At 70.7% G+C, this 18,095-nt stretch carries 16 protein-coding genes; 9 read left to right on the top strand and 7 right to left on the bottom strand.

Annotated elements, in window-relative coordinates; translation table 11 throughout:
• Positions 1-41: 41 nt before the first annotated feature.
• Positions 42-1,577 carry an FGGY family carbohydrate kinase gene (locus VGH85_01275; GenBank protein ID HEY2172420.1) on the top strand — a complete coding sequence of 512 codons (1,536 nt, stop codon included), beginning with the start codon at positions 42-44 and terminating at the stop codon, positions 1,575-1,577.
• The gene (locus VGH85_01280) at positions 1,574-2,635 is read left to right on the top strand and encodes a hypothetical protein (GenBank protein HEY2172421.1); all 1,062 of its coding nucleotides are present in this window, start codon (positions 1,574-1,576) and stop codon (positions 2,633-2,635) included. Before VGH85_01275 ends, VGH85_01280 begins: the two co-directional genes overlap by 4 nt.
• Here VGH85_01280 and VGH85_01285 read toward each other — a convergent pair.
• The 5 genes from VGH85_01285 to metG form a co-directional block, all read right to left on the bottom strand.
• Positions 2,612-3,604 carry a lysylphosphatidylglycerol synthase transmembrane domain-containing protein gene (locus VGH85_01285; protein HEY2172422.1) on the bottom strand — a complete coding sequence of 331 codons (993 nt, stop codon included), beginning with the start codon at positions 3,602-3,604 and terminating at the stop codon, positions 2,612-2,614. The two genes, VGH85_01280 and VGH85_01285, sit on opposite strands and share 24 nt — an antisense overlap.
• Positions 3,601-4,494 carry a DMT family transporter gene (locus VGH85_01290; protein HEY2172423.1) on the bottom strand — a complete coding sequence of 298 codons (894 nt, stop codon included), beginning with the start codon at positions 4,492-4,494 and terminating at the stop codon, positions 3,601-3,603. The genes VGH85_01285 and VGH85_01290 overlap by 4 nt, the downstream gene beginning before the upstream one ends.
• Before the next feature lie 620 nt (positions 4,495-5,114).
• Entirely contained in the window at positions 5,115-5,528 is a 414-nt protein-coding gene (locus VGH85_01295) for a VOC family protein (protein HEY2172424.1), read from the bottom strand.
• A 34-nt stretch (positions 5,529-5,562) separates the two neighbouring features.
• Positions 5,563-6,366 carry a TatD family hydrolase gene (locus VGH85_01300; GenBank protein HEY2172425.1) on the bottom strand — a complete coding sequence of 268 codons (804 nt, stop codon included), beginning with the start codon at positions 6,364-6,366 and terminating at the stop codon, positions 5,563-5,565.
• A gap of 30 nt (positions 6,367-6,396) precedes the next feature.
• Positions 6,397-8,190, bottom strand: a complete 1,794-nt coding sequence (metG, locus tag VGH85_01305) for a methionine--tRNA ligase (protein ID HEY2172426.1) — start codon at positions 8,188-8,190, stop codon at positions 6,397-6,399.
• Between the two features lie 332 nt (positions 8,191-8,522).
• On the opposite strand from metG, the gene corA reads away from it, so the two are divergent.
• Positions 8,523-9,605, top strand: a complete 1,083-nt coding sequence (corA, locus tag VGH85_01310; GenBank protein ID HEY2172427.1) for a magnesium/cobalt transporter CorA — start codon at positions 8,523-8,525, stop codon at positions 9,603-9,605.
• Positions 9,606-9,612: 7 nt separating this feature from the next.
• Here the strand turns inward: corA and rsmI are convergent, their stop codons facing one another.
• Positions 9,613-10,464, bottom strand: coding sequence for a 16S rRNA (cytidine(1402)-2'-O)-methyltransferase (gene rsmI / locus VGH85_01315; protein HEY2172428.1), 852 nt, complete (start codon positions 10,462-10,464; stop codon positions 9,613-9,615).
• A 76-nt stretch (positions 10,465-10,540) separates the two neighbouring features.
• On the opposite strand from rsmI, the gene VGH85_01320 reads away from it, so the two are divergent.
• Entirely contained in the window at positions 10,541-12,064 is a 1,524-nt protein-coding gene (locus tag VGH85_01320) for a phospholipid carrier-dependent glycosyltransferase (protein ID HEY2172429.1), read from the top strand.
• A gap of 8 nt (positions 12,065-12,072) precedes the next feature.
• On the opposite strand, the gene VGH85_01325 is transcribed toward VGH85_01320, so the two are convergent.
• Positions 12,073-12,456, bottom strand: coding sequence for a hypothetical protein (locus VGH85_01325; protein ID HEY2172430.1), 384 nt, complete (start codon positions 12,454-12,456; stop codon positions 12,073-12,075).
• 140 nt (positions 12,457-12,596) lie between these two features.
• Between VGH85_01325 and VGH85_01330 the strand changes: the two genes are divergently transcribed.
• From VGH85_01330 to VGH85_01350, 5 genes are all read left to right on the top strand, one after another.
• Positions 12,597-13,727: an XdhC family protein gene (locus tag VGH85_01330; GenBank protein HEY2172431.1), complete on the top strand. Its 1,131-nt coding sequence runs from the start codon at positions 12,597-12,599 to the stop codon at positions 13,725-13,727.
• Entirely contained in the window at positions 13,724-14,278 is a 555-nt protein-coding gene (locus VGH85_01335) for a nucleotidyltransferase family protein (GenBank protein HEY2172432.1), read from the top strand. The genes VGH85_01330 and VGH85_01335 overlap by 4 nt, the downstream gene beginning before the upstream one ends.
• Positions 14,279-14,369: 91 nt before the next feature.
• Positions 14,370-15,245: a xanthine dehydrogenase family protein subunit M gene (locus VGH85_01340; GenBank protein ID HEY2172433.1), complete on the top strand. Its 876-nt coding sequence runs from the start codon at positions 14,370-14,372 to the stop codon at positions 15,243-15,245.
• 1 nt (position 15,246) lies between these two features.
• Complete coding sequence (locus tag VGH85_01345) at positions 15,247-15,726, top strand: (2Fe-2S)-binding protein (GenBank protein HEY2172434.1); 480 nt, start codon at positions 15,247-15,249, stop codon at positions 15,724-15,726.
• Entirely contained in the window at positions 15,723-18,095 is a 2,373-nt protein-coding gene (locus VGH85_01350; protein ID HEY2172435.1) for an aerobic carbon-monoxide dehydrogenase large subunit, read from the top strand. The genes VGH85_01345 and VGH85_01350 overlap by 4 nt, the downstream gene beginning before the upstream one ends.

Genomic DNA, 18,095 nt, shown 5'->3' on the forward strand with positions numbered 1-18,095 from the left:
GTCGGCCGCGCCCCGACGTCAGGTCGGTACGCTGCCGCCACATGAATGCCGCGAGTTCGCCGCTGGTCGTCGGGATCGATGCCTCGACGACCGCGGTCAAGGCGGTGGTCTACACCGCCACCGGTCGGTCCGTCGCGGTCGGCCGGCGCAGCCTGCCGATGGCGATGCCCCACCCCGGCTGGCACGAGCAGGATCCGCGGGACTGGTGGAGCGCCACCCTGGCCGCACTCGGCGACGCCGTCGAGCAGGTCGACCGCACCCGGATCGGGGCGATCGGCGTCACCCACCAGCGGGAATCCTTCGCCTGCCTCGACGACGCCGGCGACCCGATCAGGCCCGCCCTGTTGTGGGTCGACGGCCGGGCGGGTGCGGAGATCGCCGACTACGGCACGGAGGCGGTGCACGCCCTGTCCGGGAAGCCGCCGGACGTGACGCCCGCCCTCTACAAGCTCGCCTGGCTGCGCCGGCACGAACCCGAGACGCTGCCCCGCAGCCACCGCGTCGTCGACACCGGTGGTTATCTGCTGTGGCGATTCACCGACCGCTACGCGACCAGCGTCGCGTCCGCCGACCCGCTGGGGCTGCTCGACATGCGCACCCGCCGGTGGGCACCCGAACTGCTGGAGATCGCCGGTGTCGACGCCGGCCAGCTCCCCGCGCTGGTGGCTCCCGGCGACATCGTCGGGACACTGCACCCACGGCTCGCCGACGAGCTCTCCCTGCCGGCGAGGATCCCCGTCGTCGCCGGTGCCGGGGACGGGCAGTGCGCCGGGCTCGGTGCCGCCGTCACCGGACCCGGGCCGGCATACCTCAACCTCGGTACGGCGATGGCCACCGGAATCCACCTGGCCGACTACGGGTGGGGCCGCCAGTTCCGCACCCTGATCAACCCGCTCCCGACGGCGTACACCGGCGAGATGCTGCTGTCGTCGTGCACCTATCTCGTGCGGTGGCTCGAGGAGAAGTTCGGCGGCGGCTCCGACGACGGGGTCCCGGACGCCGAAACGGCGCGGGCCGCGGCCGACGTACCGCCCGGGTCGGACGGTCTGCTGACCCTGCCCTACTGGAACAGCGCCCAGACGCCGTACTGGGATCCGCTGGCGCGCGGGGCGGTGGTGGGATGGCGCGGCAGTCACGGCCGCCCGCATCTCTACCGGTCGATCCTCGAGTCGACAGCGCTCGAGCTGCGGCTGCAGATCGACGGTCTCGAGTCGTGGCACGACGGCGAGGCAGGACCGATCACCGAGTTCCGCGCAATGGGCGGGGGGAGCCGGAGCGACCTGTGGCTGCAGATCGTCGCCGACGTCACACGGCGACCCGTGCAGGTCTGCGCGGAGGAGGAGGTGAGCGCGTTGGGCGCCGCGATGCTCGCCGCCGCCGCGATCGGGCTGCACGGGGAGGCGGACATCGGCGCCGCGGCTGCGGCCATGGCGTCGTTCACCGGAGTCGTCGAACCGGCCGACGCCGAGGAAGCCTACGAGCCGCTGTATGCGGCCTACCGCCGCCTGTATCCGCAACTCGCGGAGATCTTCCCGCTGCTGGAGAAGGCGACGTCGACCGCGAAGGGAACCGCATGAGTCACACCGTCACGATCCTCGGGGCCGGGGCCATGGGCACCGCTCTCACCACCCCCGCCCTCGCGGGTGGCCACCGGGTCCGGCTCTGGGGGACCTCGCTGGACACCGACATCCTGGCCGTCATCAGGCGGGATGAGCAGCATCCGCGGCTCGGCCTGCGGGTGGATCGCGCGGTCGCCACCTACTCCGCCGAGGACCTGCCGGACGCGCTCGAGGGCGCCGACCTCGTCGTACTGGCGATCTCCTCCGACGGTGCGTTGGACATCGCCGGGCAGGCCGCCGACCACCTGCGCGCCGGCACGCCCGTGCTCGTGACGACGAAGGGCTTCGGCCGTGACGGCGACGGCGCCGTGGCGCTCTTCCCCCCGCTGCTGCGGGAGGTCATCGGAGCCGACATCCCGTTGATCGTCGCCGGCGGACCCTGCAAGGCCAACGAGGTCGCGGCCGGTGACCCGACCGCGACCACCTATGCGAGCGACGAATCCGCCGCGCTACGGCGGGTCGCCTCGATGCTGGCCACCGACAGCTATCGCATCGAACCCTCCTCCGACGTCGTCGGTGTCGAGATCACCGCGGCGATGAAGAACGTCTACGCGATCGCCCTCGGCATCTGCGACGGGCTCGGCGACGCGGCCGGATCGCCGCGGCACAACCTCAAGTCCGCCGTGTTCGCCCGGGCACTCCGCGAGATGCGGTCCTTGAGCGACGCGCTCGGCGGCGACCCGGCGACCGTCTACGGCCTGCCCGGCGCGGGAGACCTCGAGGTGACCGGGCTGTCCGGCCGCAACAAGGTGTACGGCGCCCGCATCGGCGCCGGAGAACGGCCGCGCGCCGCGCTCACCGTCATGCACCGCGCGGGCCAGACCGTCGAGGGAGCGGCGGCCCTCCCCCTCGCCGCCGAACTGGGCACCGCACTGCAGGCCACGGACCGGCTTGCCCCCGACGCGCTGCCGCTGCTGGCGGCGCTGGGCCGGATCCTCGACGACGGAGTGGATCCGCAGCACACACTCGCCGAGGCGAGCCTGCCCGGCCGGTCACAGGTGTCCGCGCCGGCGTAGCGAACGCAGCGACGCCCAGCCGATCGGCAGCGGCAGCCACACCGTCACCAGCCGGAACAGCAGGACCGCCGGTACGGCGATCGCCGAGGCCAGCCCGGCCGCGGTGAGCCCGGCGATCAGCGACGATTCGACGGCGCCGATCCCGCCGGGGGTCGGGACGATCGAGCCGACCGCGGACCCGGTCAGGAACACCACGGCGACCGTGAGCAGGCTGACGTTCCCGCCGAACGAGTGGACGCTCGCCTCCAGCGCGCCGACGAGAGCGACCGTGAGCAGGAGCGAGCCGCCCAGCCCGATCGCGACCATCAGCGGCCGCCGCCGGGCGTGCTCGACCAGCATCGCTAGGCTGGCCCGAGGTCCGTCGAGCAGCGCGCCGACCCGCGGCACCCGCCGGCCCACCACGACGAGCGCGCCGGCGAGCAGCACGAGCCCGCCGAGGACCGCGGCCACGACCGGAACATGGCTGCCGAGGCCGGTGCCCGAGCCGGTGGCCAGCCCGATCAGCGCGACCAGCACGATCGTCATCGCGAACTGGCCCAGCTGCGCGATCGCCACGCACGCCACGGCCAGCGGGGTCGGGGTGCCGTGGCGCCGCAGGTACTGCGCATTGACCACGTTGCCGCCCATGCCCGACGGGGTGAGCACCCGGGTGAACGACGCCGCCGTCTGGACCGCCACGGTCCGGCGGACCGGGAGTCTGGTCGGGGTGAAGCCGATGAGGTTGTACGCGGCGCCCAGCAGGGACAGCACCATCGCGGCCACCACGAGCGCGACCCACCCGGCACGCATCGACCCGAGCGTCGAGAGGTCGACGGTGTGCAACTGCCAGCCGAGGAGCCCGCAGGTCGCGGCGCCGCCGACCCACAGGAGCGCCGTACGGATCTGCTTGCCACCCGATCGCGATGGTGGTGCAGAGACGGCGTCCCGGACCGGGTCCGGGACGCCGCCCCGCTCGCAGGTGATGGTCATCGTGTTGCCCCCACCGGAACGACGGCGCGCCGCGCCGGCTCGGGCTGGGCTGCGGGCACCGCCGGGAAGGTGTGCCGCGCGAGGGTGATCACGCCGGTCACCACCATTGCGGCGGCCAGCGCGGTGATCGCGGGCATCGTGAACCGGACGGGCTGGCCGAGCGCGCCGGCGCCGATCCCGATCGCCACCAGGGGGTCGATCACCGTCATCACCGCGACGGTGACCGCGAGTCGCCCGGACTTGTACGCCGTCTGCTCCAGCGAGGTTCCGGCGATCGCGCAGCCGGCGAGCAGCGGCGTACCCCACGCGACGATCGTCGCCCACGACAGGTCGGAGGCCAGCAGCGTGCGGGCCAGCGCCGAGCCGAGACCCAACAGCGCCGCGGCCGCACCGGCGAGGAGAACGGTGCGCGCAGAGCCGGAGACCCGTGCGGCCACCAGCAGGATCAAGGTGACGCAGGTGGCGACGACGACGGCGGCAAGTGCGACCGAACCCCCCGCCGGCCGGGGAACCTCCGCAGTCGTCCGTACCGTCGTCACGACGATCGCAAGCCCCGCCGCCACGGCGATCGCGGCGACCATCTCGGTCTTGGTCGGTCGGCGGCGGCGCAGGGCCGCACCCAGCGGTACGGCGAACACCACCGTCAGGACGACGATCGGCTGGACGAGTGCGAGCGGCGCGAGGGCGACGGCCAGCAGGTGCAGCCCGGCGCCGAGACCGCCGATGCCGAATCCGAGCAGCCAGCGGCGCTGGTGCATCAGTCGCCAGAGCAGGAATGAGCGGACGACGTCGCGGCCCCGGTCGGCCTCGGCCTGGATCTGCTCGAGAGCCGCAGCGACCGCGTAACAGAGCGCCGCCGCGACCGCCGCGACGAGAGCAAGTGCGGTCATCGCGCACCCGCCCGTCCTGCGCCGTACTCCGCCATCGCCGCCGCCCTCTCTCGATCGCCTGACCACTTCAGGCTTCCGGTCAAGGCGGCCGATGACGATGGGGCTGATATCCGGAACCGGGGTGGGGAAAACCCCACCTCCTGCGCTACATGCATGGCCGCCTCCCTTCCTCGTTGATGCTCTCGACGAGGAAGGGGGCGGCACATCGGGGATCGCCCCGAACGCAACCCTGAGATCCGGCCGGAGTCCGCCTAGGCCCTTCCATTCGGCTTGAACGTCACGTTCAAGCGCTCTAGCCGCATCAACGTCACGTTCACGCGGAATGAGATTGGTGCGGACGCAACTACGCCGTACGCCGCGTACGTCGCAGGTGCCGGTCGACATCGTGCGTCCTACTCGCCGATCTGCCCCGTGGATGCGAGTACGGCGCACGATGTCGCCGCTCACCAACCGGCGGCCGCCTCAGCTCCGGCTGACGCCGGCCCCCATTCGGAGAGCCGCCCCGGCGCCCATTCCGCTTGAACGTCACGTTCAAGCGCTCTAGCCGCATCAACGTCACGTCGACGCGGAATGGGACGCGGGAATGAGTTCGGTGCGGACCCAACGACGAGTGCGGGGCGTCAGGACGAGGACTGCGCCGCCTCGGGCAACGTCGGTTCGAACAGCTCGACGGGGTTGCCGGACGGGTCGTCGAGCAGGATCTGGTTACCGCCGACGCCGGTCACGATGTCGTTGCGGAAGTGCACCCCGGCCCGGCGCAGTGCGTCGACCTGCGCCGCGAGGTCGGACACCTCGAGCGAGATCCGGTTCCACCCACCCGGCTCCGGACGCGTCCCGTCGGGCATCGCCTGGGACCCACCGCCGGGCCCACCCGGAACACCCGGCGAACTGAGCAGGAGACGCAGGTCACCCCGCACGAGCATGGCGAAGGCCGGAGCTGGGTGCATCACCTCGCGGAAACCGAGCCGCTCGCAGTAGAACGCGATCGCGGCATCGATGTCGTGAACGATGTAGCGGACGCTGACGGCGGCCACGAGATTCCTCCTCGTCCTGCGCTCCCAAGCTACCTCAGAAGGGGCCGAAAAGAGCCTCGGCCGTACGGATCATCGTCGCGCAGAGCTCGGCCAGCGGCCTGCCTGTCACTTCGGCGAGCACGCCGATCGTGAGCGGCAGAAGATACGGAGCATTGGGCCGTCCGCGGTAGGGCATCGGGGTGAGAAACGGTGCGTCGGTCTCCGCGAGCAGCTGCCCCGGCGGGACCACCGCCGCCGCCTCCCGCAGCGCGGGTGCGTTCTTGAACGTCACCGTGCCGGCGAAGCTGAGCACGTAACCGGCGTCGACACAACGTTGCGCCAGCGCGCGGTCCCCGGAGAAACAGTGCATGACCGTCGCGCGCGGTGCGCCCTCTTCGTCGAGGATCGCCAGTACGTCGTCGTGCGCGTCGCGGTCGTGGATCACCAGCGGCTTGCCGACGTCCTTCGCCAGCGCGATGTGCCGCCGGAAGGCCGCCTTCTGCTCCGCGGGGTCGACTCGTCCCCAGTAGTAGTCGAGCCCGGTTTCCCCCACGGCGCGAACCTGCGGAAGCGCTGCCAGCCGGGCCAACTCGGCGTAGCCGTCCTCGGTCAGCTCCCCGACCTCATTGGGGTGCACGGCGACCGCGGCGTGGACGTCGGGATGACCGGCCGCCGTTTCCGCGCACCAGCGTGAGCTGGCTATGGTGTCGCCGACGGTCACCACCCGTCGAATCCCCACCGCCTGCGCCGCCGCGACCACGCGGGCCACGTCGGCGTCGTCCCGGCAGCCCATCGCGTCGAGGTGGCAGTGCGAGTCGACCGCGTCGGCGGGCAACGGCTGCGGCGCCGGCGGCGGCACCCCCCGCTCCCGCGAACCACTCACCGGTGATCAGGCACGGTCGGTGAGCCGGGCGAGCTCCTCGTCGACGATCGACGGATCGAGCTTGGTGAAGACAGGTGTCGGCGGCCGCAACGGCGTTCCCGGACGGATCGGTGTCGACTCCCATCGCGCCTCGGTGTCGTAGTCACCGGTGAGGATGCTGTAACGCCGGCCGCCCTCCTCGTCGACCTCACGCAGCTCCGGACTGCTCGTCCACCGGCCGGTGTTGCCGAGCAGCTCGTGCACCCGCTGCGCCGAGTGTGGGAGAAACGGCGTGAGCATCACCTTGCAGTCGTCGACGAGTTGCAGCGCGACGTGCAGCACCGACTCCATCCGGGCCGGGTCGGACGTGCGCAGCTTCCAGGGCGCCTGGTCCGAGAGGTACTTGTTGGCGTCGCCGACCACCCGCATCACCTCGGTGATGGCCGCCTTCTGCCGCGACTTCGCGAGCAGACCACCGACGGTGTCGAAGGAGTGCCGCGACGCAGCGAGGATTTCTCTGTCCACATCGGACAGTTCGCCGGGCTCCGGCACACTGCCGATGTTCTTGGCCGCCATCGACACCGAGCGGTTGACGAGGTTGCCCCACCCGGCGACGAGTTCGTCGTTGTTGCGACGCAGGAATTCCGACCAGGTGAAGTCCGTGTCATGCGTCTCGGGTCCCGCGACCGCGAGGTAATAGCGCAACGCGTCGGGGTCGTAGCGGGAGAGGAAGTCGCGCACCAGGATGCCCACGCCGCGCGACGACGAGAACTTCCTGGCCTCCATGGTGAGGAACTCGCTCGAGATGATTTCGTCGGGCAGGCTGAGGCGGCCGAGGGATCCCGGCGTACCGCCCCGGGCGCCTTCACCGTCGTAGCCGAGCAGCTGCGCCGGCCAGATCTCGGCGTGGAAGACGATGTTGTCCTTGCCCATGAAGTAGTAGGACCGCGCGTCGGGGTTTTGCCACCAGGCCCGCCAGGCATCGGGATCGCCGCTGCGCCGGGCCCATTCGATCGACGCCGACAGGTAGCCGACCACGGCGTCGAACCAGACGTAGATGCGCTTGTCCGGGCGGTCCCGCCAGCCGTCCAGCGGCACCCGCACGCCCCAGTCCAGGTCGCGGGTGTAGGCGCGGGGCTTGAGGTCGGCGAGCAGATTGAGCGAGAACTTCAGCACGTTGGGCCGCCAGCCCTGCCGCGACCGCAGCCACTCCTCGAGAGCGTCGGCGAACGCCGGCAGATCGAGGAAGAAATGCTCGGTCTCGACGAAAGTCGGCTCCTCGCCGTTGATCCGCGATCTCGGGTTGATGAGGTCGATCGGATCGAGCTGGTTGCCGCAGTTGTCGCACTGGTCGCCGCGGGCGTCGGGGTAGCCGCAGATCGGGCAGGTCCCCTCGATGTAACGGTCCGGCAGGGTGCGCCCCGTCGACGGGGAGATCGCGCCCATCGTGGTCTTCGGGAAGACGTAGCCGTTCTTGTAGAGGCCGAGGAAGATCTCCTGCGCCACCGCCTCGTGATTACGAGTCGTCGTGCGGGTGAACAGGTCGTAGGACAGCCCGAGCGACTGCAGATCTTCGGCGATGAGCCGGTTGTAGCGGTCGGCGAGCTCCTGCGGCGGCACGCCCTCCTTGTCGGCGGCGACGAGGATCGGCGTTCCGTGCTCATCGGTCCCGCTGACCATGAGGACGCGGTTGCCGGCCATCCGCTGGTAGCGGCTGAAGACGTCGGACGGGACCCCGAAGCCCGCGACGTGCCCGATGTGGCGCGGTCCGCTGGCGTAGGGCCAGGCGACGGCCGTGAGAATGTGCCTCCCGCTGGTCATGCGACCCAGCGTAGTGATCGGCCGCGTACGCTCTCCGCTCGCCGTACGCCGCCGGACGCAAACACCCGACAAAGGGTGCTTTGGCCCGATCAAGATCACCGGCCGCCAATGCCCGCGACGTCATCACGTGTAGGATTCGGAAGGTTCACGGGCGGAACGAGCGCGAGGAGGTGGTGGCACGTGAGTACCGGTGACCATCCGAGTCCCGTGCGCACCCCGTCCCCTCGCCGCACCGTCTGAGAGCCCCGCTCCCAGAGCAGTCCGTCGGCGTAGCTTCGCAAATTTGCCGGGAACGGCGTGCGCGTTCGCCCTTTGTCGAGCGGAGGCGTCCCATGAGCAGCCCCCTGAAGATCACCCGGCGGCCGATCGGCCGTCGGCATCCCACCTCGCGCGGCACCGTGGTCGCGGCCGCCGACGTCCGTGAGTGCGTCGTCGACTGCGGCCTCTACGTCGACGGGCAGCGGGCGCCGCTCACCGGCGGCTACGCCGAAGCCGCCCGGACCGCGCGGGAGAAGGACGGTTTCGTCTGGCTCGGCCTGCACGAGCCGACCGCGGAGCAGTTCGCCGGCATCGCCGCCGAGTTCGACCTGCACCCGCTCGCCGTCGAGGACGCCGTCAACGCCCATCAGCGGCCGAAGCTCGAGCGCTACGACGACACGTTGTTCGTCGTCTTCGTCACGGTCGAGTACGTCGAGCACGAGGCCCTGACCGCCACCAGCGAGATCGTCAACACCGGCCAGGTCATGGTCTTCACCGGACCGAACTTCGCGATCACCGTGCGGCACGGGCAGCACAGCGCCCTCGGCGCGGTCCGGCACCGCCTCGACACCGATCCGGGTCTGCTCGAGCACGGTCCGACGGCCGTGCTCTACGCCGTCGCCGACCACGTCGTGGACGACTACCTCGCGGTCGCCGCCGACGTCGAGGTCGACGTGGACGAGATCGAGACGTCGGTCTTCTCACCGCAGCGGTCGCAGGACGTCGAGCGGATCTACCAGCTCAAGCGCGAGGTGCTCGAACTCCGGCGCGCCGTGCTTCCGCTGACCGGGCCGCTGCGGATGCTCGCCGAGCGCCACCTGTCCGGCGTACCGGACGACATCCGTGAGTACTTCCGGGACGTCGAGGACCACCTCACCCGGGTGCGCGACCAGATCAGCGGTTTCGACGAGCTGCTTTCCTCGATTCTGCAGGCCTGCCTCGCCCGGGTCACGATGGCCGAGAACGAGGACATGCGGCGGATCTCGGCGTGGGTGGCGATTGCCGCCGTCCCGACCGCGATCTGCGCCATCTACGGGATGAACTTCCGGTACATGCCGGAGTTGCACTGGAGATTCGGCTATCCGATGGTTCTCGTCCTGATCGCGGCGATCTGCCTGCTGCTCTACCGCGGCTTCCGCCGCAACGGCTGGCTGTAACCGGCCGTCAGTCCGGCGCCGGCCCGCGATCCTCGGTGAGCAGGGCGTCGTAGACGACCCGGCGGGGTACGCCGGCCGAGCGGGCGACCGCTGACATCGCGTCGCGGCGGGGTACGCCGTCGGCGATCTGGTCGCGCACCAGTGCGGCGAGCACCGCCGGGTCGTCCTGCGGCGGCGGAGCCGGCGCCCCGCCGATCACGACGGTGACTTCGCCGCGGACCCCTGCCTGTGCCCACCCGGCGAGTTCGACGAGTCCGCCGCGGCGCACCTCCTCGTGAGTCTTGGTGAGCTCCCGGCACACCGCGGCGGGACGGTCGCCGAACGCCTCGGCCGCGTCCGCCAGCATCGCCGCCAGGCGGTGCGGCGCCTCGAAGACGACCAACGTCCGCCGCTCGGCGCTTAGCCCCTGCAGGGCCTGCCGCCGCCGACCGGGGCGGCGGGGCAGGAAGCCCTCGAAGCAGAACCGGTCGCTCGGCAGCCCGGACACCGCCAGCGCCGTCGTCACCGCCGACGGGCCGGGCAGGCAGGTCACCCGCGCGCCGGCGTCGGTCGCGGCGCTCACCAACCGGTATCCCGGGTCGGAGACCGAGGGCATTCCCGCATCGGTGATCAGCAGCACGTCCCGGCCGGCGCGCAGTTGATCGACGAGCTCCGGGGTACGGGACTCTTCGTTCCCGTCGAAGTAGGAGACGACCCGGGCGGGCCGCGCGATGCCGAGGTCGGCGACCAGCCGCATCAACCGGCGGGTGTCCTCGGCCGCGACCAGATCGGCCCCGTCCAGTGCGTCCCGCAGCCGTGGGCTGACGTCGCGGACGTCCCCGAGCGGTGCGCCGGCCAGTATCAACGTGCCCGGGTCCACGCGGTCAGAGTACGGGTGCCGGCTGCCGGCCGCGCCGGGCGAGGATTGCACCGGGCCTGGCACCTACCATCTCCCCATGGCGGTCACGGCATCCGACGCGGAGATCGACTCCGCCGCAGATCCCGGTGCCCCGCCGGTCGCGCCGTTGTCCGCGCCCGACCGCCTGCGCCCGCCGCCGCTCCCCCGGTCCGGCCTCGGCTGGGCCGTGACGCTGGCGGTGGGGGCCGTCGCGGCCGTTCTGCGGCTGTGGTCGGTCGGCTTCCCCGGCATGAAGGTCTTCGACGAGATCTACTACACGACCAACGCCGTCGAACTGCTGCGGCAAGGCTATGAGAACAATCCGGCGCGGCTCTTCGTCGTCCATCCGCCGCTGGGGAAGTGGTGCATCGCGGTCGGTGTCGCGATCTTCGGCAACAATGCCTACGGCTGGCGTATCCCGTCCGCGGTCGCCGGAACCGTCGCCGTCGTGATCCTGATCCGGGTCGTCCGTCGGATGACCCGGTCGACCCTGCTCGCCGGCGCCGCCGGGCTGCTCCTCACGCTCGACGGCTTGTCGCTCGTCCAGAGCCGTACCGCGCTGCTCGACATCTACCTGCAGGTCTTCATCCTCGCCGGGTTCGCCTGCCTGGTCATCGACCGGGACCAGGTGCGCGAACGACTCGCCGCGGCCGTGCCCGCCGGCGGCGTCGCCGGATTCGGGCCGTGGCTCGGCCCGCGGCCGTGGCGGCTGGCCGGCGGGGTGCTCCTCGGCGCGTCGTGCGGCGTGAAGTGGAGCGGGGTCTGGTTCCTCGCCGGTTTCGCGGTGCTCTCGGTGTTCTGGGATCGCGGCGCGCGTAAGTCGGCGGGGGCGCGTCACCCGAACGCGGCGACGGCGATGCGCGACCTGCCCGGCGCGGTCCTCTCCCTCGTTGTGGCCCCGGTGGTCACCTACCTGCTGACCTGGACCGGCTGGTTCCTGGGCGAGAACGGCTACGACCGGCACTGGGCGGACGGGCGGGCGACGCATTGGGGCTTCGTGCCCGGCGTAGTGCGGTCGTTGTGGCACTACCACTCCGAGATGCTCAACTTCCACGAAGGGCTCTCGAGCTTCCACCCGTACCGCTCGCTGCCCTACAGCTGGCTCGTCGACGGCCGGCCGGTCGACTACTACTACCCGCAGCACGTCACCGGGTGCGGGTCGAAGAGTTGCGTCCGCGAGGTCCTGTCGATCGGTACGCCGGCCCTGTGGTGGGCTTTTCTGCCCGCGCTGGTGTGGATGGTGTGGCTGCTGGTCGCCCGTCGCGACTGGCGGGCGGGCGCCGTACTGATGGCGTTCGCCGCGGGCTGGGGTTCGTGGCTGGAGAACACCGAGCGCACGATGTTCCTGTTCTACATGACGCCGCTCGTGCCGTTCCTGATCATCGGGATCACCTTGATGCTCGGCGCGGCACTCGGCCCGCCCGACGCCGGTCCGACGCGGCGCAAGGTGGGGCTGCTCGTGCTGTGCGCCTATCTCGCGGTGGTGGTGGTCAACTTCGCCTGGCTCTGGCCGATCCTCACCGGCCAGAAGATCACCTACGCCGACTGGCAGGCCAGGATGTGGTTCTCCTCCTGGATCTGACCGGCGGCTCACTCAGGTGTGGGGCGGTCGCCTTCTGCGAGTGAGGCGAGGTAGCGGTTGTAGGCGTCGAGTTCCTCGTCCGGCTCCTCGTCGGCCGACGGGGGCGGCGCCGGCGGAGCGGGCGGGCGGCGGGCCTTCTTCGGTGCCGGCTCGCGGCGCCGCCGAGCCTCCTCCGGCATCGGCGGGCGCCGCTCGAAGTGCAGCATCTTCCACCACATGAACATGACGAACAGCGCGAAGAGCGGCCACTCGAAGGTATAGCCGTAGCTGAGCACATTGCCCGATTCAGCGCGGGTCCACTGCCACCAACCGAGCCGCAGGAAGGTGATGACCAACGCCACGGCGATGACGTGGCGCACCAACCAGCGAGGAGTCAGCAACAGGCGCCGCACCCGGTCAGGCTACCTCCGGCCCACGGCCCGGCCCGCGTCCGGCGCCGGGAACGCCCCGTCGGAACGCCATAGCGCGGGTAGGGTCGCCAACGTGGCCAGTCTGACGGTCCGCCGAGCGAGGCAGCCCCGGGGACCCCATCGTGCGTGAGGTCCTGGCCGACGTACTCAACTGGTGCCGCAGCGGTCGCGGCTGTGCGACCGCGACCGTCGTCGCCACGTTCCGCAGCGCGCCGCGGCTGCCCGGCGCCGCGATGGCCGTGTCGGCAGACGGTGTGGCGGTCGGCAGCGTGTCCGGCGGCTGCGTCGAGGGTGCGGTCTACGAACTTGCCCAGGAGGTCATCGGCAGCGGCGTTCCGGTGCTCGAGCGCTACGGCGTGAGTGACGATGACGCCTTCGCAGTGGGGCTGACCTGCGGCGGGATCATCGACGTCCTCGTCGAACCGGTCCCCGCCGGCCGGCTCGCCGAACTCGAGGCGATCAACGAGGCGGTCGCCGGCCAGCGGCCGGTCGCCAGCGCCACGATCATCTCCGGGCCGCGGCCGATCGGCACGCGGATCCTGATCGGACCGGACACGGTCACCGGATCGCTGGGCTCGATCGGTCTCGACGTGGCCGTCATCGATGACGCGCGGGGCATGCTCGAGCAAGGCATGACCGACGTACGACGATACGGGGCCGACGGCGAGCGTCGCCGCGACGACCTGGCCGTCTTCGTACAGTCCTTCGCGCCCCCGCCCAGGCTGCTCGTCTTCGGCGCCATCGACTTCGCCGCCGCCGTCGCCTCGATCGGAACCTTTCTCGGCTACCAGGTCACCGTCTGCGACGCGCGTCCCGTATTCGCCACCAGCAAACGCCTTCCGCACGCGGCCGAGGTGGTCGTGGCCTGGCCGCACACCTACCTCGCCGCCGAGGTCTCGGCCGGGCGGATCGACGACCGGACGGTCGTCTGCGTCCTCACCCACGACCCGAAATTCGACGTACCGCTGCTGGAGGTGGCGTTGCGTACACCGGCCGCCTACATCGGTGCAATGGGCAGCCGGCGGACCCATGACGACCGGCTCGCGAAGCTGCGCGAACTCGGCCTGGCCGAGGCCGAACTCGACCGCCTCGCGTCACCGATCGGCCTCGACCTCGGGGCCCGGACCCCCGCGGAAACGGCCGTGTCGGTCGCGGCGGAGATCATCGCGCTGCGTCGGGGCGGCTCGGGACGGCGACTGGCCGACGCGCAAGGGCGGATCCATGGCGCGCCGGCCCGTGAGAGCGTCGGTTGAGCGGGCCGGCCGGTCTGGTTCTCGCGGCCGGCGCCGGCCGCCGGTTCGGTTCGGCCAAGGCGCTGGCGACGTATCAGGGCGAGCGGCTCGTCGATCGCGCCATCCGGCTGCTCCGCGACGGCGGCTGCCGGCCGGTCATCGTCGTCGCGGGCGCCGCAGCACTCGACGTCGACGGCGCCGATGTCGTCGACAATCCGGATTGGTCCACCGGAATGGGCTCCTCGTTGCGGTGCGGACTCGCCGCGGTCACGGCGGATGCCGTGGTGGTGGTCCCGGTCGACACGCCCTGGCTCGGCGCGGAGTCGGTGCGGCGGGTGATCGGCGCCTACGACGCCGGCGCCGCTCTCGTCACCGCGACCTACGACGGCGCACAACGGCACCCCGTGCTGCTCACCCAAAAGCACTTTGCCGACATCACCCGGCTGGCGGTAGGCGACCGTGGCGCCCGGCCGTATCTGCGCGCCCATTCCGACGAGGTGGTCGAGGTGCGCTGTGACGACACCGGGTCACCGGACGACGTGGACACCCCGGCGGATCTCCGCCCGTGTTAGGGCGCATCATTGCCAGCCCTCAGCAACGCGGTCATGATTGGTGCATCATCCCGGACGCGTAGTTGCGTCCTGCCTGGATGGAGGGGGCCCCATGCAGGTGCCCGCACGGTTCGAGTACGAACGCGCCACCAGCGTCGATCATGCGCTGTCACTGCTCGAGCGGGCCGGACCTGACTCGTTCCTGATCGCCGGCGGGCACAGTTTGATCCCGATGATGCGGCTCCGGCTGGCCCAGCCCGAGTCGGTGATCGACATCAACGACCTCACCGAGCTGTCCTACATCAGGGTCGACGACGGCCACCTGTGCATCGGCGCGCTGACCAGACATGCCGAATTGCTCGCGTCACCGCTGGCTCATGAGCACTTCCCCATCTTCACCGACGCCGAGCGGGTGATCGCCGACCCGATTGTGCGCAACCGCGGCACGATCGGCGGCTCGCTGTGCCAAGCCGACCCGGCGGAGGATCTATCCGCGGCGTTCGCGGCCGTGCACGCGACCGCGGTGATCCGCGGATCGTCGCAGCAGCGGGAGGTGCCGGTGCGCGAGCTGCACACCGGACCCTACGAGACCGTCGTCGGCGACGCGGAGATGCTGACCGAGCTGCGCGTGCTGATCCGCCCGGGCGGCGGCAGTGCCTACGAGAAGGTCGAGCGTCGGGTCGGCGACTGGCCGGTCGCAGCGGCCGGAGCCGCGGTGTGGCTGGACGGCGACGTGGTCGCCGATGTCGGCATCGGACTCACCGCCGTCGGTGCCGCACACTACTTCGCCCCCGAGGCGGAGGAATTCCTGCGCGGGCAACCGGCCACCGACGACAGCTTCGTCGAGGCTGGCCGTATCGCGGGGGAACACTCCAATCCGACGGCCGACCAACGCGGTCCGGTCGACTACAAGCGGCACCTTGCCGACGAGCTCACCACCCGCGCGCTGCGCCGCGCGACGGCCCGCGCACTGGGGCAGGAGGCCTGACATGCAGATCACCGTGACGGTCAATGGCGAGGAGCACACCGACGAGGTCGAGCCGCGCCTGCTGCTGGTGCACTACCTGCGCGACCACCTGCGACTGACCGGCACCCACTGGGGCTGCGACACGTCCAACTGCGGAACCTGCGTGGTGTGGCTGGACGGAACGCCGGCGAAGTCCTGCACCGTCCTTGCGGCGATGGCCGACGGGCGCGCGGTGCGGACGGTAGAAGGCCTCGCCGACGGAGCAACGCTCGATCCCGTGCAGCAGGGCTTCGTCGAGTGTCACGGTCTGCAGTGCGGCTTCTGTACGCCGGGGATGTTGCTCACCGCACGCTGGCTGCTCGACCACAACCCCGACCCGTCCGAAGGTGAGATCCGGGAGGCGATCTCGGGCCAGTCGTGTCGCTGCACCGGATACGAGAACATCGTCCGGTCCGTCCGGTGGGCCGCCGAGCACGAGCGCACCACGGAGGTATCGGCATGACCGACGTCGCGGAACGGCCGATCGGTTACGGCCGGATGACCCGGAAGGAAGACCCCCGGTTCATCCGCGGCCACGGCAACTACATCGACGACATCACCCTGCCGGGCATGCTGCACGCAGCGATCCTGCGCAGCCCCTACGCGCACGCGCGCATCGTGTCGATCGACACCAGCGCCGCCGAGGCCGACCCGCACGTCAAGGCGGTCATCACCGGCGAGACGCTCGCCGGTCTCAACCTCGCGTGGATGCCCACACTGTCCAACGACGTGCAAGCCGTGCTGGCCACCGACAAAGTGCGCTTCCAGGGTCAGGAAGTGGCGTTCGTGGTCGCCGACGATCGCTACGCCGCCCGCGACGCCGTGGAATTGATCGACGTCGATTACGAGCCCCTGCCACCGGTCGTCGACGCCCGGCACGCGCTCGACGCGGACGCCCCGGTGATCCGCGACGACGTGGAGGGCAGGTCGGACAACCACATCTTCGACTGGGACGCCGGTGACAAGGTCCGCACCGACGCGGTCTTCGCCGACGCCGAGGTGGTCGTCTCGCAGGACATCCTCTATCCACGGGTGCACCCCGCGCCGCTGGAGACCTGCGGGTCGATCGCCGACCTGGACCCCATCACCGGGAAGCTCACCGTCTGGACGACGACGCAGGCGCCGCATGCGCACCGCACGATCTACGCACTCGTCGCCGGACTGCCGGAGCAGAAGATCCGCATCATCTCCCCCGACATCGGTGGCGGCTTCGGCAACAAGGTCGGCATTTATCCCGGATACGTATGCGCGGTGGTCGGTTCGATCGTCACCGGCAAGCCGGTGAAGTGGGTGGAGGACCGGTCGGAAAACCTGGTCAGTACGTCGTTCGCCCGCGACTACCACATGCGCGGCGAGATCGCGGCGACCAAGGACGGCACGATCCGCGCGCTACGGGTCAACGTGCTCGCCGACCACGGGGCGTTCAACGGCACCGCGCAGCCGACCAAGTTCCCGGCCGGCTTCTTCCACATATTCACCGGCTCCTACGACCTCGAGACGGCGTACTGCGCCGTCACCGGCGTCTACACCAATAAAGCGCCCGGCGGCGTCGCCTACGCGTGTTCGTTCCGGATCACCGAGGCGGCCTACCTCGTCGAGCGGATGGTCGACGTACTCGCGCAGGAGCTGAAGATGGATCCCGCCGAGCTCCGGCTGAAAAACCTGCTCCGGCCCGAGCAGTTCCCCTATACGTGCGCGACCGGCTGGGTCTACGACTCGGGCGACTACGCGCACACGCTGAGGGAGGCGATGCGGATCGCCGGGTACGACGACCTGCGCCGTGAACAGGCGGAGAAGCGCGAGCGGGGCGAGCTGATGGGAATCGGGATCAGCTTCTTCACCGAGGCGGTCGGCGCCGGCCCGCGCAAGGACATGGACATCCTGGGCCTCGGCATGGCCGACGGCGCGGAGCTCCGGGTACACCCGACCGGCAAGGCGGTGCTGCGGCTCTCGGTGCAGACACAGGGACAGGGCCACGAGACGACGTTCGCGCAGATCGTCGCCGAGGAGATCGGCATTCCGCCGGACGACATCGAGGTCGTCCACGGCGACACCGACCAGACGCCCTTCGGCCTGGGCACCTACGGCTCCAGGTCGACGCCGGTCTCTGGTGCGGCGACGGCCGTGGTGGCACGCAAAGTCCGGGACCGGGCCCGCATCGTCGCCTCCGCCATGCTCGAGGTGGCGCCCGACGATCTGGAGTGGGAGAAGGGCCGATTCTTCGTCCACGGCGACCCGGACCAGGGCAAGACGATCCAGGAGATCGCGCTCGCGGCGCATTCCAGCCTCGAGCTGCCCGAGGGCGTCGAGGGGCAACTCGACGCCACCTGCGTCTACAACCCCCCCAACCTGACCTATCCCTTCGGTGCCTACATCTGTGTCGTGGACGTCGATCGCGGCACGGGTGCGGTGAAGGTCCGGCGGTTCATCGCCGTCGACGACTGCGGAGTGCGGATCAACCCGATGATCGTCGAGGGCCAGGTGCACGGCGGGCTCGCCGACGGGGTGGGCATGGCGCTGATGCAGGTGATCGCCTTCGACGCCGACGGCAACTGTCTCGGCGGGTCGTTCATGGACTACCTGCTACCAACCTCGATGGAATGCCCGTCGTGGGAGCTCGGTGAAACAGTGACACCGTCGCCGCACCATCCGATCGGCGCCAAGGGCGTCGGGGAGTCGGCCACGGTCGGCTCCCCCGCCGCCGTGGTCAATGCGGTGGTGGACGCGATCTCGCCGCTCGGCGTACGGCATGCGGACATGCCGCTCACCCCCGCCAACGTCTGGGCGGCTATGCAGGGCCGGCCGGTGCGCACCGACCTGGCCATCACCTAG

This window comes from Mycobacteriales bacterium, from assembly GCA_036497565.1.
Classification (GTDB): Bacteria; Actinomycetota; Actinomycetes; order Mycobacteriales; family QHCD01; genus DASXJE01.